This window comes from Pseudomonas paraversuta, assembly GCF_904067025.1.
GTDB classification, from domain to species: domain Bacteria; phylum Pseudomonadota; class Gammaproteobacteria; order Pseudomonadales; family Pseudomonadaceae; genus Aquipseudomonas; species Aquipseudomonas paraversuta.
Genome location: NZ_CAJFDA010000001.1, coordinates 3,223,117 through 3,243,423, shown reverse-complemented (window position 1 = coordinate 3,243,423; position 20,307 = coordinate 3,223,117). Strand labels below are relative to the sequence as shown.

Annotated in this window: 23 protein-coding genes, 1 tRNA gene and 1 pseudogene; 11 read left to right on the top strand and 14 right to left on the bottom strand. The window is 55.9% G+C overall.

Annotated elements, in window-relative coordinates; translation table 11 throughout:
- The first annotated feature begins 74 nt into the window (after positions 1-74).
- Complete coding sequence (prmB, locus tag JQ848_RS14620) at positions 75-983, top strand: 50S ribosomal protein L3 N(5)-glutamine methyltransferase (RefSeq protein WP_003442023.1); 909 nt, start codon at positions 75-77, stop codon at positions 981-983.
- 45 nt (positions 984-1,028) lie between these two features.
- Here prmB and JQ848_RS14615 read toward each other — a convergent pair whose 3' ends face one another.
- Together JQ848_RS14615 and JQ848_RS14610 are read right to left on the bottom strand one after the other, a co-directional pair.
- On the bottom strand, positions 1,029-1,820 hold the full coding sequence (locus JQ848_RS14615) for a hypothetical protein (RefSeq protein WP_202210891.1): 792 nt from the start codon (positions 1,818-1,820) through the stop codon (positions 1,029-1,031).
- 59 nt (positions 1,821-1,879) lie between these two features.
- Complete coding sequence (locus JQ848_RS14610) at positions 1,880-2,878, bottom strand: alpha/beta hydrolase (RefSeq protein WP_003442029.1); 999 nt, start codon at positions 2,876-2,878, stop codon at positions 1,880-1,882.
- Between the two features lie 143 nt (positions 2,879-3,021).
- On the opposite strand from JQ848_RS14610, the gene aroC reads away from it, so the two are divergent.
- From aroC to JQ848_RS14595, 3 genes are all read left to right on the top strand, one after another.
- Positions 3,022-4,113, top strand: coding sequence for a chorismate synthase (gene aroC, locus JQ848_RS14605; protein ID WP_003442032.1), 1,092 nt, complete (start codon positions 3,022-3,024; stop codon positions 4,111-4,113).
- A 34-nt stretch (positions 4,114-4,147) separates the two neighbouring features.
- Positions 4,148-5,302, top strand: a complete 1,155-nt coding sequence (locus tag JQ848_RS14600) for an MFS transporter (protein ID WP_202210890.1) — start codon at positions 4,148-4,150, stop codon at positions 5,300-5,302.
- A 91-nt stretch (positions 5,303-5,393) separates the two neighbouring features.
- Entirely contained in the window at positions 5,394-5,939 is a 546-nt protein-coding gene (locus JQ848_RS14595) for a 1,2-dihydroxy-3-keto-5-methylthiopentene dioxygenase (RefSeq protein WP_003442034.1), read from the top strand.
- A gap of 110 nt (positions 5,940-6,049) precedes the next feature.
- On the opposite strand, the gene JQ848_RS14590 is transcribed toward JQ848_RS14595, so the two are convergent.
- Positions 6,050-6,328, bottom strand: a complete 279-nt coding sequence (locus JQ848_RS14590; protein ID WP_003442035.1) for a DUF3509 domain-containing protein — start codon at positions 6,326-6,328, stop codon at positions 6,050-6,052.
- A 313-nt stretch (positions 6,329-6,641) separates the two neighbouring features.
- Here JQ848_RS14590 and JQ848_RS14585 point away from each other — a divergent pair, with 313 nt between their 5' ends.
- The 4 genes from JQ848_RS14585 to JQ848_RS14570 all read left to right on the top strand — a co-directional run bounded on the left by JQ848_RS14585 (position 6,642) and on the right by JQ848_RS14570 (position 10,697).
- Entirely contained in the window at positions 6,642-7,175 is a 534-nt protein-coding gene (locus tag JQ848_RS14585; protein WP_003442036.1) for an ankyrin repeat domain-containing protein, read from the top strand.
- Between the two features lie 70 nt (positions 7,176-7,245).
- Positions 7,246-7,776: a hypothetical protein gene (locus JQ848_RS14580; RefSeq protein ID WP_010656408.1), complete on the top strand. Its 531-nt coding sequence runs from the start codon at positions 7,246-7,248 to the stop codon at positions 7,774-7,776.
- A gap of 85 nt (positions 7,777-7,861) precedes the next feature.
- The gene (locus tag JQ848_RS14575) at positions 7,862-8,053 is read left to right on the top strand and encodes a PLDc N-terminal domain-containing protein (protein ID WP_003442042.1); all 192 of its coding nucleotides are present in this window, start codon (positions 7,862-7,864) and stop codon (positions 8,051-8,053) included.
- Positions 8,054-8,618: 565 nt separating this feature from the next.
- Complete coding sequence (locus JQ848_RS14570; protein ID WP_202210889.1) at positions 8,619-10,697, top strand: LTA synthase family protein; 2,079 nt, start codon at positions 8,619-8,621, stop codon at positions 10,695-10,697.
- Between the two features lie 71 nt (positions 10,698-10,768).
- Here the strand turns inward: JQ848_RS14570 and JQ848_RS14565 are convergent, their stop codons facing one another.
- Complete coding sequence (locus JQ848_RS14565; protein WP_177412975.1) at positions 10,769-10,927, bottom strand: DUF3309 family protein; 159 nt, start codon at positions 10,925-10,927, stop codon at positions 10,769-10,771.
- A gap of 201 nt (positions 10,928-11,128) precedes the next feature.
- Between JQ848_RS14565 and JQ848_RS14560 the strand changes: the two genes are divergently transcribed.
- Complete coding sequence (locus JQ848_RS14560; protein WP_003442048.1) at positions 11,129-11,461, top strand: YnfA family protein; 333 nt, start codon at positions 11,129-11,131, stop codon at positions 11,459-11,461.
- A gap of 18 nt (positions 11,462-11,479) precedes the next feature.
- On the opposite strand, the gene JQ848_RS14555 is transcribed toward JQ848_RS14560, so the two are convergent.
- The 8 genes and pseudogenes from JQ848_RS14555 to JQ848_RS14520 form a co-directional block, all read right to left on the bottom strand.
- A complete protein-coding gene (locus tag JQ848_RS14555) occupies positions 11,480-11,707 on the bottom strand; it encodes a YheU family protein (RefSeq protein WP_003442050.1) in 228 nt (75 codons plus the stop codon).
- A 71-nt stretch (positions 11,708-11,778) separates the two neighbouring features.
- A pseudogene (locus tag JQ848_RS14550) lies at positions 11,779-12,776 on the bottom strand (glutathione S-transferase family protein).
- 88 nt (positions 12,777-12,864) lie between these two features.
- Complete coding sequence (locus JQ848_RS14545) at positions 12,865-13,866, bottom strand: glycosyl transferase family protein (RefSeq protein WP_003442054.1); 1,002 nt, start codon at positions 13,864-13,866, stop codon at positions 12,865-12,867.
- Complete coding sequence (locus JQ848_RS14540; protein ID WP_160628072.1) at positions 13,863-14,198, bottom strand: TusE/DsrC/DsvC family sulfur relay protein; 336 nt, start codon at positions 14,196-14,198, stop codon at positions 13,863-13,865. The genes JQ848_RS14545 and JQ848_RS14540 overlap by 4 nt, the downstream gene beginning before the upstream one ends.
- On the bottom strand, positions 14,195-14,470 hold the full coding sequence (gene tusB, locus JQ848_RS14535) for a sulfurtransferase complex subunit TusB (RefSeq protein ID WP_202210888.1): 276 nt from the start codon (positions 14,468-14,470) through the stop codon (positions 14,195-14,197). Before tusB ends, JQ848_RS14540 begins: the two co-directional genes overlap by 4 nt.
- Positions 14,470-14,832, bottom strand: coding sequence for a sulfurtransferase complex subunit TusC (gene tusC, locus JQ848_RS14530; RefSeq protein WP_010656406.1), 363 nt, complete (start codon positions 14,830-14,832; stop codon positions 14,470-14,472). Before tusC ends, tusB begins: the two co-directional genes overlap by 1 nt.
- Position 14,833: 1 nt before the next feature.
- Positions 14,834-15,226 carry a sulfurtransferase complex subunit TusD gene (tusD, locus tag JQ848_RS14525; RefSeq protein WP_003442060.1) on the bottom strand — a complete coding sequence of 131 codons (393 nt, stop codon included), beginning with the start codon at positions 15,224-15,226 and terminating at the stop codon, positions 14,834-14,836.
- A 110-nt stretch (positions 15,227-15,336) separates the two neighbouring features.
- On the bottom strand, positions 15,337-16,008 hold the full coding sequence (locus tag JQ848_RS14520; protein ID WP_003442061.1) for a Bax inhibitor-1/YccA family protein: 672 nt from the start codon (positions 16,006-16,008) through the stop codon (positions 15,337-15,339).
- Between the two features lie 123 nt (positions 16,009-16,131).
- Here JQ848_RS14520 and JQ848_RS14515 point away from each other — a divergent pair.
- Positions 16,132-16,219: transfer RNA gene (locus JQ848_RS14515), tRNA-Ser, on the top strand.
- A 391-nt stretch (positions 16,220-16,610) separates the two neighbouring features.
- On the opposite strand, the gene JQ848_RS14510 is transcribed toward JQ848_RS14515, so the two are convergent.
- Both JQ848_RS14510 and JQ848_RS14505 read right to left on the bottom strand, forming a co-directional pair.
- Positions 16,611-17,756 carry a serine hydrolase domain-containing protein gene (locus tag JQ848_RS14510; protein ID WP_202210887.1) on the bottom strand — a complete coding sequence of 382 codons (1,146 nt, stop codon included), beginning with the start codon at positions 17,754-17,756 and terminating at the stop codon, positions 16,611-16,613.
- A gap of 79 nt (positions 17,757-17,835) precedes the next feature.
- Entirely contained in the window at positions 17,836-18,891 is a 1,056-nt protein-coding gene (locus JQ848_RS14505; protein WP_003442063.1) for a fatty acid desaturase, read from the bottom strand.
- 481 nt (positions 18,892-19,372) lie between these two features.
- Between JQ848_RS14505 and JQ848_RS14500 the strand changes: the two genes are divergently transcribed.
- Entirely contained in the window at positions 19,373-20,284 is a 912-nt protein-coding gene (locus JQ848_RS14500; protein ID WP_010656404.1) for a TauD/TfdA dioxygenase family protein, read from the top strand.
- Positions 20,285-20,307 lie beyond the last annotated feature (23 nt).

Below are 20,307 nucleotides of genomic sequence, written 5' to 3'. Positions count from 1 at the left end.
GACCGTAGGGCACAACCTTAACCCTGTCGGGATTTGGCTGTTAGAATCATCGGTCGATTTTGAGGAGTAAGACCGTGATCACTTCCCGCCTGCGCACTCTGCGCGACCATATTCGCTGGGCCGTCAGCCACTTTCATGGGGAAGAGCTGTTCTTTGGTCATGGTACCGACAACGCTTGGGACGAAGCCCGACAGTTGGTGTTGGGGGCATTGAACCTGCCCTGGGAAATCGCTGACAGCTATCTCGACTGCCGCCTCGAGGACGATGAGCTGGTTAATCTGCAGCATCTGCTCAAGCGCCGGATTGAAGAGCGCGTGCCGACGGCTTACCTGCTGGGCGAGGCATGGTTCTGCGGCATGTCGTTTATCGTTGATGAGCGCGTGTTGATTCCGCGCTCGCCGATTGGTGAGCTGATCGAAAAGCGTTTCGAGCCGTGGCTGGGTGCAGAACCGGCGCGGATCCTCGATCTGTGCACCGGCTCGGGCTGCATCGGCATCGCCTGTGCGTATGAGTTCCAGAATGCCGAAGTGGTGCTGGCCGACCTGTCCTACGAAGCACTCGAAGTGGCCAACCAGAACATTGAACGCCATGGCGTTGATGAGCGGGTATACACGGTTCAGGGCGATGGCTTTGATGGTCTGCCGGGGCAGCGCTTCGATTTGATCGTGTCAAACCCGCCCTATGTCGACGCTGAAGATTTTGCTGACATGCCGGCGGAGTATCAGCACGAACCCGAGCTGGGCCTGGCGTGCGGCGATGACGGGCTGAATCTGGTTCGCCGGATGCTGGCCGAGGCAGGCGATCATCTGACCGACAAGGGTTTGTTGATCGTTGAGGTGGGCAATAGCCAGGTTCACGTCGAGTCGTTGTATCCGGAAGTCGACTTTGCCTGGCTCGAGTTTGAGCGCGGCGGGCATGGCGTATTCATGCTTACGGCCGAGCAATGCCGTGAGCATCAAGCGCTGTTTGCTTCGCGGGTTTAAGCCCTGGATCGGCAGGCGCCTGGCAAGCCAGGCTCCTGCCGTTTTTTAGCGGTGAGTCGCAATCCAGATCAGTAGCGCTGCCTGGAACACTGCAAAGGCAACCAGGCAGGTGATGGTGAAGCGCAAACCGGTATCTTCGCGCTGGTATTTGCTGATCCGTTCTTCTTTTTCCCGCAGTTTCAGTTCTTGTGCCTGCAGATTTTGTTCTGCTTGCTGAAGCATTTGTGCGGCCTCGAGAATCTCCACGAACTGGATTTTTTCGCTGTTCCAGGTGTTGTACAGCTCGCCGGCCTGCACTTTTTCGATCCGCGCCTTACGCTGCAGTGCGTCCTCATAGATCACATCAAAGCCCTGGGTGCGCAGGCAGTGGTCGCGGCGCAGGCGGGTGTCTTCGTTGAGGGCATCGCGGCTGGGCAAGTCGATGCTGTCAAAATGGTAACGCGCCCATTTCTTCTGTACCCACTCAATCCCCTGGGCCATCAGGAAACGACCGATGCCGCGATTCATGGGCTCAACCAGCACACCGCGCTCGGGGCTGATGCTCACCCGCTGGGTGGCATGGTCGACCCACACCTCAAGCTGGTTCTGTTCTTTGCGTACCTTTTGCCCGGGCAGCAGGATCTCCAGCCGCAACAGGCTGAGGTCTTTGTTGTTGCGCTCGGCATAGCCGAACTGCACAAAGCGCAAAGGCCGCGCGCCGGTGCTGCGGTCAGTCTGCAGGGGGGCCAGGCGCAGCATTTTGAAATGCTCGGGGTGCACATCTGCCCAAGGCCGCACAGGCGTCTCGGGCGTTGCCGACTCTTCAGGGCCGGCGGGTTGTGATGGGGTGTCGCTCATAACGGCAGAGTCCTGTGCAAGCCCGGTATGTCGACCTGATTTGGGCGGTCGACACTGGCTTATCGGCCGTTAGTGCCAGGACTGGAGGGCTGGGCGGCATTCACTTTAGTGATGAAGCGCACAGTTCGATCACCAAGTTCTCCCGCCACCCGCTGATTGGGGTCGTTGTAGGACTGGATCTGGCGTTTCATGTCCATCGGCACTATGCGCATCACGTGGTTCATGCCGTTGATCAGGGTCAGCACGGCATCCGGCTTGGCCGCCTTGAGCAGGCGTGCATCCTTGACCTCGACCTGGATGTCGTGGGTGCCCTGGATAATCAGGGCCGGCATCTTCAGTGCGGCAAAAGCGGTAGCCGGGTTATAGCGCAGCAGGCTGATCATGTACGGCTGCACACTTGGACGGAAAATCACTTCAAGGTCGGCGGGCACATTGTCATCGGTGCGCCCGGCTTCGAGGGTGCTGATCAGCTCGAAGCTGCGCTTGAGCATGGCCGGTGGCAGGTGATTGCGCTGTAGCTGCTCGCGCAACAACTGGCCGACCGGGCGTCCCGTGCCGGCAATCGAAATTACCCCGGCGGCGCCTATGCGCGGCGCGGCCAGGCTGGCGATCAGCGCACCTTCGCTATGGCCCAGGACAAACACCTTGCCGAAGCGCGGGTCACTTTTGAGCTTCTCGCCCCAGGCCACGGCATCGGTAACGTATTGGTCCAGGCTCAGTTTGCTTTCGTCAGGCCCGGCGGGCTGGCTTTGGGCAATCCCGCGCTTGTCGAAACGCACGCTGGCGATATTGCTCTGGGCAAGGCGCCATGCCAGCTTTTTCAGGCTGTCGTTGCGTCCGCCAATGGTGTTGTTGCCATCGCGGTCGGTGGGGCCGGAGCCGGCAATGATCAGTACCACGGGCACGGGTTTATCGCTCTTTGGCAGCACCAGCGAGCCATAAAGCGTGCCGGAGCCGGTGTCCAGCTCGATGGGCCGCAGCAACACATTAGAAGGGGGGGCCGCCAGGGCCTGGGTGCCAAACAGGGTCAGGGCTAAAAAAAGTATTCGCAGCATCATCACGCCATCATTGTCTAATGTGCCGGTTGGACAAACCCGGATGAGTAAGGTTCGAGGATGAACTACAAGGGCAGCCTGCGTATACTGGCGCGCATAGTTATCGAGGCTGAATTCAATCGGCTGATTTTCGCGGAGCGCCCTGCATGTCCGGCAATACCTTCGGCAAGCTGTTCACTGTCACCACCGCTGGCGAAAGCCATGGCCCGGCGTTGGTCGCCATTGTTGATGGCTGCCCGCCCGGGCTCGAGCTGTCCATTGAAGACTTGCAGCACGATCTGGATCGACGCAAGCCTGGCACCAGCCGTCATACCACCCAGCGCCAGGAGGCCGACGAAGTCGAAATTCTCTCTGGTGTTTTTGAAGGCCGCACTACCGGTTGCGCCATCGGCCTGCTGATCCGCAATACCGACCAGAAGTCCAAGGACTACTCGGCGATCAAGGATCTGTTCCGCCCGTCCCACGCGGACTACACCTATCACCACAAATACGGTGAACGTGATTACCGCGGCGGCGGCCGCAGCTCGGCCCGTGAAACCGCCATGCGCGTGGCGGCGGGTGCGATTGCCAAAAAGTACCTGGCGACCCAGGGCATTGTGATCCGTGGCTACATGAGCCAGCTGGGCCCGATTGAAATCCCGTTCAAGACCTGGGATTCGGTCGAAGAAAACGCATTCTTCAGCCCCGACCCGGACAAAGTGCCCGAGCTCGAGGCCTACATGGACCAGCTGCGTCGCGATCAGGATTCCGTCGGGGCGAAAATTACCGTCGTGGCCGAAGGGGTCATTCCGGGCCTGGGCGAACCGATTTTCGACCGTCTGGATGCAGAACTGGCCCATGCGCTGATGAGCATCAACGCAGTCAAGGGCATTGAAATCGGTGCGGGTTTTGCCAGTGTTGCCCAGCGCGGCACCGAGCATCGCGACGAGATGACGCCCCAAGGTTTCCTCAGCAACAACGCGGGCGGCATTCTGGGCGGTATTTCCAGCGGTCAGCCGATTGTTGCGCATCTGGCGCTCAAGCCGACATCCAGCATCACCACCCCGGGTCGCTCGATTGATGTTGACGGTAACCCGGTGGACGTCATCACCAAGGGCCGCCATGACCCGTGCGTGGGCATCCGTGCCACGCCGATTGCCGAGGCGATGATGGCAATCGTGTTGATGGACCACCTGCTGCGCCATCGCGGGCAGAATGCCGATGTGAGTGTCAGCACGCCTGTGCTGGGCCAGTTGTAATGCAAGGACTGTTGAGCGCCATGGTCTGACGACGGTGGCGCCACTTCCTTACTGGCGATTGTCGGGGTTCTATCTTTTTTACTTCGCTTTGCTCGGTGCAACAGCGCCTTTTCTGGCGCTGTACTTTCATCATCTCGGGTTCTCCAGCGCGCGAATAGGCGAGCTGGTGGCCATTCCGATGCTGATGCGCTGCATAGCCCCCAATCTGTGGGGCTGGCTGGGGGATTACACCGGCAAGCGCCTGTTGATCGTGCGACTGGGGGCGCTCTGTACGCTGCTCAGCTTCAGCTTGATCTTCTTCGGCAAGAGTTACGCCTGGCTGGCGCTGGTCATGGCATTGCACGCGTTCTTCTGGCACGCCGTGCTGCCACAGTTTGAAGTCATCACCTTCGCCCATTTGCGCGAGCAGCCGGAGCGCTACAGCCAGATCCGGTTGTGGGGATCCATTGGTTTTATCCTCGCCGTCGTTCTTCTGGGGCGTTTGTTTGAATGGTTGAGCCTGGACATCTATCCGGCTGCGCTGATCCTGGTCATGGCCGGGATTGTCCTGTTCAGTCTGTGGGTGCCAAACGCCCAGCCCTCATATCAGGGGCGAGAGCCGCTGGAAGGGGGCTTTTTGCAGCAGCTGTGCAGCCCCGGGGTGATCGCGTTTTACGTCTGTGTCGCGTTGATGCAGATGAGCCACGGACCGTACTACACCTTTCTCACCCTGCACCTTGAAGCCCTCGGCTATAGCCGGGGTGTGATCGGCTTGCTGTGGGCGTTGGGGGTGGTGGCAGAAGTGCTGATGTTTTTGGCCATGCGCCGCATCCTGCAAAGATTTTCGGTGCGCCGGGTATTAATGTTCAGCTTTCTGTTGGCTGCATTGCGCTGGCTGCTGTTGGGGTCTGTTGCCGAGTACCTGTGGCTGTTGCTGCTGGCGCAATTGCTGCACGCCGCCACCTTCGGCAGTTTTCATGCCTCTGCCATGACGTTCGTGCAGCGCAGCTTCGGTCCGGGCCAGCAGGGGCAAGGGCAGGCGCTGTATGCCACCCTGGCCGGCATTGGCGGCGCGGTCGGTGCGTTGTACGCCGGGTACAGCTGGAACACGCTGGGCCCGACTATCACCTTTAGTATGGCAAGCGTCGCAGCGCTGGCGGCAGCCGTTATCATTGCCACTCGACTGCAAGAGGACAGGGCACAACCCTGACTTCGCCGTAAATTTGCAGCCTGATTTGAAAGGATGCCTGAGCGGCCTGTAATAGCCGTAAGGGCATGCCTATGCCGAGGAACCACGTCCAATGAGCAGTCTGTCCGTTTATCACGTATCAAGCCCCGAAATGCCGAACAAGGTGCTGACCCACCTTGAAGACATCGCTGCGACTCTGGCCGAGCAGGGTGTGCATTTTGATCGCTGGCAGGCGTGCGCGCCGATCCGGCCGGGTGCCAGCCAGGAAGAAGTAATCGATGCCAACCGTGAGCAGATTGACCACTTGATGACCGAGGGCGGTTATATCGCGGTTGATGTGATCAGCCTCGATCGTGACCACCCGCAAAAAGCCGAGTTGCGCGCCAGGTTTCTGGACGAGCATCACTACGGGGAAGATGAAGTGCGTTTCCTGGTGGCAGGGCGCGGGCTGTTCAGCTTGCATATGGGGGATTATGTCTACGCGGTACTGTGCGAGAAAAATGACCTGATCTCAGTCCCTGCGGGCACTGCCCACTGGTTTGACATGGGCGAGCATCCGCATTTTGTTGCCATCCGCCTGTTCAGCAATCCTGAAGCCCTGGTGATGAGTTACACCGGGCAGGACATTGCCGGCCGCTTCCCTGGTTTCGAAGACTAAGGGCGCGCTGCCCAAGGAGCTTGGGCAAAGTCGACCCAGATGGACAAAAGCCAGCAGCCGCGTTGATAGCGGCTGCTGGCTTTTTAGTATTTCGGGTTTATGCCGCGTTATTACCGGGAGTGGTAGGTCGGCAGGGCAAAACGGTGCTGGCTTTGCAGCATCGAAATCGTCGGCAGTTCACTGGCTGTGCCGGCCAGGTCGCGGCGAATCGCGCTGATCACCCAGGTCAGTTGTTCTGCGGTGTGCAATTGCGCATAGGAAATTGAGCGTTGTGTCTGTTTGCCATCGCTGTCGCACAGGGTCAACAACACGCCGCCATCCGGGCGGGGTTTGACAGTAACGCTGTGGTTAGAGAACAACGATGCGAATTTTTCTTGGATCAGGCTCATGTGATTCAGCTCCATTGGCTCATGACTGGCTTGCATGGAGTAGGTATTGCAGTGATTGTGCCACTATTTATTTTTTAAAATATCCTTATAAATCAATGGCTTGTAATTTCAGGCTGAGCTGGCCGTCGTGCAATCTGCATGACTGGCCATCGTGCATCCTGCATTTTGCCCATTTTGTCCGGGTTATTTTCCCGTTGGATGGAATTATTCCAGTCGATTGATTGTCGCTATGGCGCACTTGAGCAAAAAAGGGATGACACGCAGGGCCGGTCTCAGGAAACTGGATTTCTTTGTAACGAACGTGGAGCTTCATATGTCAGACGACAAGCCAGCAGATCAGAATCGGCAGATGACCCCGGAAGAGGCTGCGGAGTTTGCCGAGCAGGTGTTCAACAAGGCGCGCGAAGGTGATGCGGCGATGCTGGCGGCCTTGCTGAGCAAGGGCTTGCCGCCCAATCTGCGCAATCACAAGGGCGATACCCTGTTGATGCTCGCCAGCTATCACGGGCACGTTGAAGCGGTGAAGGTTCTGCTCGAGCATAAAGCCGATCCCGAGATTCGCAACGATAACGGTCAGAGCCCGATTGCAGGCGCAGCATTCAAAGGCGACCTGGAGATGGTCAAAGCGCTGGTGGAGGGGGGCGCTCAGGTTGAAGGCGCTTCGTTCGATGGCCGTACTGCGCTGATGATGGCTGCGATGTTCAATCGCGTCGCTATCATCGACTACCTGATCAGCAAAGGGGCTGATCCGCAGGCCAAGGATGCCAATGGCATTACTGCACTGGATGCCGCCAAAACCATGGGCGCCACAGATGCCGTGGCTCAGCTCGAGAAACTGGCGGGCTGATTTCGGACCCCGGGGGGCGCATTTGATATATCCTGCGCGCCCTCAATTTTCCTCGTGACAGGCCTCGCCCATGAAAACCACTCTCGTTGAACTCATCAGTAAAATCAGCTCCGGGTGCATGGACGACGACGATATCGCCACCATCGCCACAGAAGCCGCCCAGGCTTACGCAGACCCGGTGGCATTTCTGGCAGCCAACCCGGATATCAACTACGACGACAGCTTCCCGATTGCCCTGGGTGAGTGGGTCGTGATCGGGAGCCTGCCAGACACCGTCCTGTTTCAGGCCGATACCTATATGGAGCTGTTTGCACAGATCGTGGCGTCGTTTGGTCCGGGTGTCGCATTCAACATCAAACCCAAGCAACTGGCTAAAACAGAGGCGCTGACGGCCCTCAACCGCATTCAGATCCAGATGGGGAGCATGAATCCGGAGAAGGGCGGATACGTGCTGATGAACCTGAGCCAGCCGCTGGATGACGAGATTCAGGTGGTGCTGGTTTTCGGCAATGACGTGCCTCGTGTTCTGGAGCTGTGTGCCGAAGCCGGGATCAGTGCTGCACCTTCGCTGGAAGCCTTGAAAGTAGCGGTTCACGTCTGACAGGCCCGGTCCATGCAATAAAAACCGGAACCCTGGCCACAGCTGACTATCCTATGTGAACAGTTACTCACTCAGGAGCGTCATCATGGGGTCCACGTTCAACGGTCTGATTGGCCTGATTATTCTGGCTCTGGATATTTGGGCCATCATCAATGTGATCAAAAGCGGTGCAGGAACCGGGGCGAAAATCATCTGGGTATTGCTGATTATCTTCCTGCCGGTGCTGGGCCTGATCATTTGGGCCATCGCCGGGCCACGGGGCAATGTCCGAGTTTGAGCCATGATCAGCGGGCTGCGACGGGTTTGTCGTGGCGGTCCGCTGAGTTTGTCTGCGTCAGGGTTCGACCTGACACCCTCCCCGAAGTAGAATGCGCGTCTTTGTTGGGCAGTTGAACGGGTGTGCAGCAATAGCGCCGCTGGGTTTGTCTGTCGATCATGGGCGGGCGGCCGTCTGTTGCCCAAAACCAAAGCAAAATCCGATGCGATCATTCCGGGCTTCACCGATCTTCTCGGTCCGGGTGACCTGATGTTCTGCGAAAACTTCTTTCAGGCATGCCTGAAGTCCATGTATGAGCTTTCGTTTTGCCGCCTATGTTTTACAGGCAGTGAACACGCCGGGTAACGATCGGGTATCTTCCGGGATCTGTTGATGTTTGGTTGTGGGCTGCATCGCTAGCACACTGCAATGCCAGCAGAACCTTGAGCGAGAGGGGCCGAAAGGCCCTTTCTTATGTTTCAAAATGTGCTCTACACGGAATTTTCACGATCTATTCAAGACAATCCGCCAGCAAAATTTCGGCTTGACTACTTTTTCAACTTGAACAAATGGGTTCTTAAACGACATGGCAAACCCGGACGCCCCAAAACAACAGCACGCTGCTACGCGTGTGTTGCAACCGACGGTCAAATCGCATCTGGCGTTTACGCTGCTGTGTGCCTTGATCATGATGCTGATGTTCACCCTGCTACGGGTTGCTCTGCTGGTTTATAACCGGGAAATGATCCTCGATACCCCGGCTTCGACCTTCCTCGAAGCATTCGCCAACGGTCTGCGATTTGACCTGCGAATTGTGGTGTATCTCAGCATTCCTCTACTGTTGGCGATTCTCAGTGTCAAAGCCATGACCATGCGCGCAGTGATGCGCTTGTGGCTGACAGCTGCTTGCAGCCTGGCGCTGTTTTTGGGCCTGATGGAGATGGACTTCTACCGCGAGTTCCACCAGCGCCTTAACGGTCTGGTTTTCCAGTACGTCAAGGAAGACCCTAAAACCGTCATGAGCATGCTCTGGTACGGTTTCCCGGTGGTGCGCTACTTGTTGGCCTGGGCCGTTGGTACGCTGATTCTGTACTTCGCATTTCGTGGCGCCGATCGCCTGACCCGTTCGCGGACCACCGCAGCCGTTGCCGGCACCGCCCGCGCCGTGGCGCCGTGGTATGGCCGTGTCGCGGTGTTTGTGGTGGTACTGCTGGTGTGTGTGGTTGCTGCTCGCGGCACCTTGCGCCAGGGTCCTCCTCTACGTTGGGGCGATGCCTACACAACAGACTCCAACTTCGCTAACCAGCTGGGTCTTAACGGCTCCCTGTCGCTGATTGCCGCTGCCAAAAGCCGCTTTTCCGACGAGCGCAGCAATATCTGGAAGGCCACCCTGGAAGATCCGGTAGCCCAACAGACAGTGCGCGATATGCTGCTGACCGAGAACGACAAGCTGGTCGATCCGGACACTGCGCCTGTACGCCGCGATACCACGCCACCTGCGGAAAAAACCCTGCCGATCAAGAACGTTGTCGTGATCCTGATGGAAAGCTTCGCCGGTCACTCGGTGGGTGCGCTGGGTCGTCCGGGCAATGTCACGCCGTATTTTGACAACCTGTCGAAAGAAGGCCTGTTGTTTGAGCGCTTCTTCTCCAACGGTACCCATACCCACCAGGGTATGTTCGCAACCATGGCCTGTTTCCCGAACCTGCCGGGTTTTGAATACCTGATGCAAACCCCGGAAGGCAGCCACAAGCTGTCCGGTCTGCCGGAACTGCTCAGTGCACGCAAGTTTGACGACGTCTATGTCTACAACGGTGATTTTGCCTGGGACAACCAGTCGGGTTTCTTCAGTAATCAGGGGATGACCACTTTCGTTGGTCGTAACGATTACGTTGATCCGGTGTTCTCCGATCCTACGTGGGGCGTGTCCGATCAGGACATGTTCAACCGTGGTCTGGAAGAGCTGAAGAAGCGCGAAGGCAAAGAACCGTTCTATGCCTTGCTGCAGACCCTGTCCAACCACACGCCGTATGCACTGCCGACCCCGTTGCCGGTTGAACCGGTCACTGACCGTGGATCGCTCAATGAGCATTTGACGGCCATGCGTTACTCGGACTGGGCATTGGGTCAGTTCTTCGAAAAAGCGCGTAAAGAACCGTATTTCAAGGAAACCCTGTTTGTGGTGGTGGGTGACCACGGCTTCGGTAACGAGCAGCAAATTTCCGAGATGGACCTGGGACGCTTTAACGTTCCATTGCTGTTGATCGGGCCTGGTATCCAGGAAAAATTTGGCGCGCGCAATGACACCGTGGGGACACAGGTTGATATCGTGCCGACCATCATGGGGCGTCTGGGTGGCGAGTTCCGTCAGCAATGCTGGGGCCGTGACCTGCTCACCCTGCCTGAAGGCGACAAGGGTACAGGCGTGATCAAGCCGTCCGGCAGTGACCAGACAGTGGCAGTCATCAGCGGCGACCACTTGCTGGTTCAGCCCAAGGATATGCTGGCCAAGGTTTGGCAGTACAAGCTGGGCGCCAATCCTGAAGCCAAGGTGGTTACCGATTCGCCGGATGAGGCCGAGCTTAAAAAGAAACTCGAATCCTTCCTGCAAACAGCCACCAAAAGTTTGATGGATAACACTGCGGGTGTAGAAGATCCGAAGTAAGTAACCGCGCAATAAAAAAGAGGCCTCAGGGCCTCTTTTTTATTGCGCGCGGGTTGTGCTCTGGGTGTGTTCTAGATCTTGCCGAGTAACAGCAAAATCAACAGTACAACCAGAACCACGCCGATGATGCCTGACGGCCCGTAGCCCCAGCTTTTCGAGTGCGGGAATACAGGCAATCCGCCTACTAACAGCAGAATCAGGATGATGAGTAGAATTGTGGTCATGATCATTTCCTTATTGATGTTTTCTGCCAATTTGCAGGTTCTTCAGGGCACTGTTTGACGAACGAGGATAGGCAGTGCTTATAAAGTCCGACTGGTGATGCCGGCGGAAAATTCAACTTTTATTAATCCCCACCCAAACCCCTCCAGCCTTGATCGGCCACGGGCTGACGCGTAGGGTTGCGCGCTGCGCATTTGGAGAGTTCTCGCATGCTTAACTACGTTTGGTTTTTTTTCGCGGCCTTGTTTGAGATTGCTGGCTGCTATGGGTTCTGGATGTGGTTGCGCCAGGGCAAGAGTGCCTGGTGGGTGGTGCCGGCAGTCCTGAGCCTGGTGGTGTTTGCCCTGCTCTTGACCAAGGTCGAGGCGGTCTATGCCGGGCGGGCCTATGCGGCCTATGGCGGGATCTACATCGTGACGTCCATTGCCTGGCTGGCAGTGGTGGAGCGCATTCGGCCGCTGGGTTCAGACTGGCTGGGGCTAGGGCTGTGTGTAATAGGCGCGACCATTATTTTGTTGGGGCCGCGCTTCTCCAGTCCTTGATCAGGGGGGCAGTTGTGCTTAATCAAAGAACTCTTTTGGCACGGCATGCTTGGGCATCAGCTGACACTGCTGGCTCTCAAGGTCAAAGAAGATAACGGCCTGGCCTTTGCTCAGGGCATGGCGGACTCGCAGCACACGTGTTTCCTGCGGCGTGTCATCACCGTTGTCGGTTCCTTCACGGCTGACGAAGTCTTCAATCAGGCGGGTGAGGGTGTCAGGTTCAAGCTGGTCGTATGGAATAAGCATAAGGCAGTCTCGTAAACAGTGCGCGCGATGCTACTGGCCGCAAGCCTGTGCGGCCAGCATATTTGCAGGTATTAGCGTTGCTGGATGCCCTTGCCTGTAAGGCGGTTGGGTCATGGGGGCGGGTGAAGTCCAGCGCCGGGCCTTTCGGGATAATACCTGTGGGATTGATTGTGCGGTGACTGGCGTAATAGTGTCCCTTGATGTGGGTGAAATCCACGGTTTGCGCAATGCCAGGCCACTGGTATAGCTCACGCAGCCAGTTGGACAAGTTTGGATAATCGGCAATACGTCGTTCATTGCACTTGAAGTGGCTGTAGTACACCGCATCAAATCGAATCAGTGAGGTAAACAGGCGTACGTCTGCCTCAGTTAAATACTCACCGGCTAGATAGCGATGGTCTGTCAGATGGGTTTCCAGGTGTTCGAGCTCGCGGAAAATCTCATCGAATGCCTGTTCGTAAGCCGATTGGGAAGTGGCGAATCCGGCCCGGTATACGCCGTTGTTTATGGCCGGGTAAATCCTTTCATTCCAGTTATCGACCTGGGTGGCCAGCGACGGCGGATATAAGTCCAGAGGGTTGCCCGTCAGGTCGTCAAATGCAGTGTTAAACATGCGAATGATGTCGGCCGATTCGTTGCTGACGATACATTGTTGCTGTTTGTCCCAGAGCAAGGGGACGGTGACGCGGCCGGTGTAATCGGGTGTGTCCAGAATGTAGCGCTGATACAAAAAATCCAGGTGGTCGAGAGGGTCACCGCTGGAGCCAAATGCCTTGTCAAAGGTCCAGCCGTTTTCCAGCATCAACCAGCTGACCACTGACACGTCTATCAGCGACTCCAGGCCTTTGAGTTGGCGGGTGATCAGGGTGCGGTGGGCCCAGGGGCAGGCCAGAGAGACATACAGGTGGTAGCGGCCCGCCTGGGCCGCAAAGCCACCGTTGCCCGTCGGGCCAGGCGAGCCGTCCCGGGTCACCCAGTTGCGGCGCTGGGCCTGCTCGCGCTGAAACGCCCCGTCCTTGCTGCTTTCGTACCACTGGTCATGCCAGTGCCCTTCGATCAACAGGCCCATGTGAGGCTCCTTGGCTATTTTGCATTGGAGTTCAGTCTAAAGGGCTGAGTTCGAACAAAAAGCGCAAAACATGGGCGCCAAGTATCGATTAAATCGATTTGTTGCGGTTGTCCCAGTAGCGCTGAGCCAGTTCGAAGGCTTGCTCGCGGGGCGTACCCAGCCCGCGCAAGGCCAGGGCCATGGTCGATAGCAACGCCAGCTGCGGATAGCTGTCCTCGACCTCTCCACGCCATAACGCCTTGAGGTGTTGTGGCTCCAGGGTTGCCGGTTTGACGTGGCGCTGCGCAGACAACGCCGGCCATTCTTCGTCCCAGCTCACACCTTGGGTGGTGCCGTACAGATGGCTCAGGCTGTCAGGGTTGACTTCGATTTCGCCGCCATCGCCCTTGACCACGATGCTGGTGTCTCCCAGCAAGCCGCTGGCGTCGCGATGCACACTTTGATAGCCCGGATGGAAAATGCTCTGCAGGCCGCAACGTGCACCCAGGGGGTTGAGAATGCGTGCCAGCGAGTGAATTGGCGAGCGCAAGCCCAGGGTATTGCGCAGATCGATCATGCGTTGCAACTGTGGCGCCCAGTCCTGCAGCGGCATAAATGCCAGATTGCCCTGGTCCAGGGCGACTTCAACGCTTTGCCAGTTGCGACACAGTGGTATGGCCAGTTCATCCAGCAGCTGTTCGCTGTATAGACGGCCTGCAGTATGGGCGCCGCCGCCATGCATAAAGATGCGTATGCCGTTTTGCGACAGGCATTTGGCTGCCAGCAAATACCAGGGTAAATGGCGTTTCTTGCCCGCATACGTTGGCCAGTCAAGATCGACGTGGATCCCGGGGGCTGTCAGGCGCTCGCGCACCGCTTCGGTGAAACCGGCCAGTTCTTCAGGGCTTTCTTCCTTGTGCCGCAGCAACATCAGGAAGGCGCCCAGTTGCGTGTCCTCGGCCTTCTCATCCAGCAGCATGCCCATCGCTTCGCGGGCTTCTTCGCGGGTCAGGTTGCGGGCGCCGCGCTTGCCTTTACCCAGAATCCGGACAAATTGTGCAAAAGGGTGCTCGGCGGGTGTTTCCAGGGTCAGCGGTGCAGGGATGTTCATAGACAATTGGTCGGCTTTGGCAGGCCCGCCAGCTTGGCGGCGAGTTTGGCAGGAGTGCCATTGAACAGGCGATTGAGATGCAGGCTGTTGCCTTTATCTGTCCCCAGCTTGAGTGCGGTGTATTTGATCAGCGGCCGGGTAGCGGGAGACAGCTGGAACTCCTGATAAAAGTCGCGCAGCAGTTGAAGAATTTCCCAGTGCTCGGGGCTGAGCTCAATACCCGCCTGTGCGGCCAGTGCCTGAGCGACGTCTGCCGACCAATCGTTGAGGTCGAGCAGATAACCGTCTTTATCCAGCGGGATGTTTTTACCATCGAGGGTGAGCACATTCATAGCCAGCTGTTGACCTTGTCATACTGAATAGACAGATCGACGAAGGCCGGGTAGTCAATCGCTACCGCCCACTGCGGGCACTCGATATTGCGTGCCTGCAGATCCTCTTCGAGGGCAAAGACAGTCTTGTCTTCAAGTGTGCTGCTCTGCTGCAGGGCATAGACCGCATCGCCACAGAGTAGCAAGGCATCACCGCGCCCCAGAATGCGTAAGCAGCTATCCAGGCGCGTGTCTGAAAAGGGCGAGTGACTCAGAACGTGTAAGGTCGACATCAGAGAGTTATCACTTGGTCATAACGGTCAATAAGTGTGCGTATGTCTTCTGCCGACAGCGGCTCGACGTCATCGACTGCAAGCCCGGCAGGCGAGATGCCGCGTACGGACAAACTGTGGCCGCAAGCGAACAGGTCCTCAACGCCGAACAGGGACAAAGCTTGCAGATTGGCCGTCAGGTTTTTTTGCTGGACGGCGGCGGCTTTCTGCTCGGGTACAAGCTGAAATACACCGTCATCCATAAACAGCAGACCGATCGGCAAATCGAACGCACCGCCTGCCAGCACGATATCCAGCGCTTCTTTCGCGTTGATGCCGGACCAGGGAGACTGACGGCTAATAATCAAAAGCGACTTAGGCATCTCAAGGCCCTCCGAAGCAGATCAGTCGATCGGCCGATTGAATTGCATCATGCAACTGTCCCAGACCAGACAATTCCCACGGCGCTTGCAAATTGACCGCCGGGCGTTGATATCGCGCAGCTTCGTCGTTATTCAGCACACCGCGGCGCAAGGCTGCTGCAATACACACCACGCCATCGAGTTGATTGTTGCTGACGAAGGTTGACCATTGCTGTGCGAGGTCTTGTTCATCTTGAGGTGTCACGATATTGCTCGAAGCGCTGTGGACGCCGTCCTGATAGAAAAACAACCGGACAATCTCGTGGCCGCCCGCCAATGCCGCCTCGGCAAAGCGCAGGGCTCGGCGAGAGGAGGGCGCATGGGCTGCTGAATAAAGGGCAATGGCAAATTTCATGGTGGGCTCTGTCGGCAAATCTGACGCAATGATAAAGCCAGACGCCTAAAGATGCTTGCTACAGGCAATAAAAAGCCCGCCGAAGCGGGCTTTTGTACAGCGGTCGTCAATCAGTCGTCGCGGCTCATGATGCCGAAGATTTGCAGCAGGCTGATGAACAGGTTGTAGATCGATACATACAGGCTAATGGTCGCCATGATGTAGTTACGCTCGCCGCCCTGAATGATGGCGCTGGTCTGGAACAGAATGCAGACCGAAGAAAACAGCACGAAACCGGCGCTGATAGCCAGTTGCAGGCCGCTGATCTGGAAGAAGAAGCTCGCCAGCGTTGCGCCCAGCAGAACAAAGAAGCCTGCAGTGATGAAACCACCCAGGAAGCTCATGTCCTTGCGAGTAATCAGCACATAGGCCGACAGACCGCCGAAAACCAGAGCCGTCATGGCGAATGCGGAGCTAACGACCTCAGCGCCGCCCTGCATGCCCAGGTAGCGGTTGAGAATCGGGCCCAGCAGGAAGCCCATAAAGCCGGTCAGGGCAAAAGCAGACACGAGGCCCCATGCCGAGTCACGCAGCTTGTTGGTCAAGAAAAACAGGCCGTAAAAGCCGATCAGGACCACGAAAATGTTTGGGTAACCGACACGCATCTGCTGAGATACGTAGGCCATTACACCGCTGAAAGCCAGTGTCAGGGCCAGTAAACCGTAAGTGTTGCGCAGGACACGGCTAACCTCTAGCTGTTCGGCCTGCACGTTGCTATTAACTGGGTAATCCTGTTCGCGCATGGCGATACTCCTGTGTCCGGAAATGTTAAGTTGCAAAGATCATAGCAGAGGCTCTGAAACAAGGGATCAAGAGAGTTTGACAACGTGTTTCATTCAGGTATTATGGCGCCCGCAACAACGTTAGGAGGTGTGGCCGAGTGGTTTAAGGCAACGGTCTTGAAAACCGTCGACTGTAACAGGTCCATGAGTTCGAATCCCATCGCCTCCGCCATATTGCTACACCGCAGAGCCCGCCATTGGTGGGCTTTGTCGTTTCTGGGGTTTGGGAAACCTCTGCGCAGACTCTCTTTTTTGCCGCATTTTCTTGCTGCCAGGAAGGACCTTTTCTTTATATGTGTGTAAGCAACCGAGCAGGGCGTTGATGGCCATAAAGGATTTACTGCGGCCAGTGGCTTCGGCGAGATGGGTGAGGGCGTGTGTCATTTGGCCATGCATGCGCGCAGACATAGTAGGCATGGGGTCCCGGTGTAGTGATGTGTAATACAACACACTACACCGGGTGCAGCGGGGTGACTTGCTATCGAGTCGGCTTCGCTTGTCGCGGTTTTGTGCAGTTGCCTGCGGGGCTGGCCTCTCTGTGTACCAGGTTGATCCTCGGGTGTTTAGATTGCCGCGTAGGCAAGGGCTGCAAGGTTCTGTGCGCGTGGATCAATCATCATGTGCCCACCTGAAGTCGTTGTCACAAAGCTGAAACTGATCTCGCGATCAGCATCTGCGAAGGCAATTGGACCGCCAAGCCCTATATGGCCAAAGGTGTTGGGCCCCATGCAGTGTGATGCATCCGGATCGGCCGTTTGTTCCATCATGCAACCCAGGCCATAGCGCATTGGCCGCTTCCAGATGCGATCCATGCCGTTGCTTTGCTCTTTGGTGAATTCGTTCAGCATGTCTGTGCCGATGAATTGCCCGGCCAGTAATGCACTGTAAAAACCGGCCAAACCAGCTGCCGTACTATGTGAGCACGCACCGGGCTGCTTGAAGGCCCACCATTTTGGATCAGATGAACGCTTGGGAGATATTCCCGGATTGGTAAAGGCAAGGGTCGAAATGTCTTCCGAATGAGTGGTAACTACTGTTCGCAAGTTCTTCGAGTAAGGGTCACCTATGCGTCCCTTGGCCGCGTCATAATGGCCAATGCGGTAATAATCTTGTTGCTCCACGCCCAGATGAACCTCCAGGCCATGGGGCTGGGTGATTTCTTCATGGATAAAGGTGCAGGGGTTGCGGCCGTCAGTTCGCCGGATCAGCTCGCCGATGATCCAGCCATAGGTTGTGGTTCCATATCCCAGCTCGGTACCTGGTTGCCACCATATAGGCTCGGCAGCCAGAACATTCACCATATGCTCCCAGTCATACATCGTCGGGTTGCGGTTGGGGAGCCTTAACGCTGGAATCCCGGAGGTATGACTCATCACATGGCGCAAGGTGATTTTATCTTTACCGCCCTGGGCAAATTCAGGCCAGTAATGAGTCACCGGGATATCTAATTCCAGTTTACCTTTTTCGACCAGCATCAATGCCGCCACTGCAGCGAATGGTTTGACCGTGCAAAATGTATTTATCAACGTATCTTTAAGCCAAGGTTTATTACCTTCACGATCTGATGAACCTGCCCATAAATCCACGACCGTTTCATTGCCAATTTTTACGCAGAGTCCTCCCCCTCGTTCCTGCGGATCATTAAAGATATTTTCAAAAGCATGCTTGACGCTTTCAAATTGATTCGCACATATCCCTTCAGCTTCCATGCTTAACACTCCATTTGTTTAAAGTTGTGCCATCGTTTAAATCGTAAATACCCTTGTTCTAAAAGGGCCGTGCACAGGTTCAAGCGTCCGGTTGAGTCAGGTTGTAACGGTTTGAGCGTTTGTAAGTGCCGAAGTCATTGAAGCGAACACCGGCTTGCGCTAATACCTTGTGGGCGAAGGGTGCTGTCATTTGACGGATATAGAAGGGGTCTTTAACCACGAAGTGATGAATGCAGTGAGTGCTGCCGAAGTTGAAGCAGAACAACTGGAATGGCCATAGCCACCAATGATTCATGACTTGAGTTTGCTGCAAGGGATTGCGCGGCATCACATCGCCGTAATAATGGATATTTGAACTGACAAAGAATAGACAGAACTGACGTATTATATTTGGCGCGACGATGATAACCACGGCGCTGTTGATCACGCTCATCAGTATCGATGTGGTGGGCGATGGCTGATAGGCAAAACCCATTAATGAGCTTGTCCATGTATAGAAGTGATACCCCAGGAACACATACCAGCAGCCCCAGTACAACAGTCCCATGGGGGCATTCAAGCGCAGCACCTTGACGGTCAATCTGACCTTTTCCCGCCAGGTAGGCGCAAACAGGGCATTTACAATGCCAAAGACAAATCCATCGATGAGTTTCAGGAGCCGCTTGGCGCCCCACTTGCTGCCGCTGGTGGTAATCCATGCTTCAACATCGGTGTCTGTGCCCGACTCTTTATGGTGGTGAAAGTGCAGCTCTCGCCTTAACCAGGGGCTCGGCATTCCCGGGCGGGTTATCCAGCACAGCAACATCATCAAGTTGTGTGCAATGGGCTGCTTTCTGAAATACAAGCGATGAATCAAGTCGTGTTCAAGTTCATGTATGAAGGAGGTTAATAAAGCATTGATCACAATACACAGCCATGCGGGTATTATGCCTTTGATGTACAGCGTGCCAGAGAGGATCATGCCAGCGATAGACAGTGTCATCACGCTAGCGCCTATAACATTTTGATACCCGAGCAGGGGGTATTTTTTACGCAGTTCGTTACTGTGTTGGGTGATTTTCTGAGTGACCTCATTGATTGAATCTTGCTCTGTTTTTGATAACGGACTGGTCGAGGTTTTATATAAGGCATTCATCACTTCATCCTTTGAAGACGATGGGTCGGGTTAGCGTCTCTAGAGAAGCACATATATTTTACAGAGCAAAGTTTTCGGTTTTTTTAAGTGTCTAATCTGACGAGTGGATATATAGAATGTTGTATTGTCCGACAATCAACTTGTCTCTGTGGCTTGGTGAATGATGTGGGTCAAAGCTGGCACTCGTTATTTCCCTGTGGCCGTCTCCTGTTTGGTTAAAAATCGGCGGTACTCAGGTAAATCCGGGGGCAGCTGTGGTGGCGACGGTGAATTTTCCAGACCCGGCCCCACCTGTTTATCCAGGGTCCAGTGAAAAAGTTATGAGCTTACAACCAGACTTATATAACGATTTATCAAGCTTTATAGCGTCCTGGTTCTAGCGGATGATTCGCATATCTTTATATTAAATTGTGATTAGTCAGTGCTGCTTTTATGCCTTTATGATCTGGCCAACAACGGTTCATAAGGCAGGAGTGGTTTGATGACTATTCAAATAAAACCCGTCGCAGGTCGAATTGGTGCACAACTGGACGGCATAAAACTGGGCGGTGATATCAGTGAGCAAGCGTTCGAGTTTATTAATGAAGCACTGTTGAAATACAAAGTGTTGTTCTTTCGCGATCAGCATCTCGATGATGCCGGGCACGAAGCATTTTCCCGACGTTTTGGTAATCAAGTACCGCACCCGACCGTGCGTTCGGCCGAGCAAAGCACTGCCATCCTGCACCTGGATGCCAAGGAAACCCGGGCCAACTCCTGGCACACCGATGTGACGTTCGTGGCCAATTACCCGAAGATTTCCATCCTGCGCGGTGTGGTCATCCCGCCTTATGGCGGCGACACCGTATGGGCCAATACGGCAACGGCCTATGCCGATCTGCCGGATCCTTTAAAACTGCTGGCCGATGGTTTGCGCGCCTTGCACACCAATCTTTATGACTACGCCGCACCGCGTAATACCGATGAATCGGGGCTCAAGCGTTATCGCGAACAGTTCACCGCCGAAGTTTACGAGACTGAACATCCTCTGGTTCGCGTACACCCGGAGTCGGGCGAGAGAAGTTTGTTGTTGGGGCACTTCGTTAAGCAGATTCAAGGGGTCAGCAGCAATGATTCAAAACAGCTGATCCGTCTGTTTCACGACCGTATTACCCATGTCGACAACACCGTCCGCTGGCGCTGGCAGGAAGGTGATGTGGTGATCTGGGACAACCGCGCCACCCAGCATATTGCGATCAACGATTACGGCGATGCGCAGCGCATTGTGCGCCGTACCACCATTGACGGTGATGTGCCGTTTGGCGTCGACGGACGCTTGAGCCAGGCACTCAAACCCACCCCCGAAACCCGCTCGCCGCAAACCGAAGCCGACAAAAAACACCTCGCCGCCTGACAGACCAATCCTCATCGATCCAA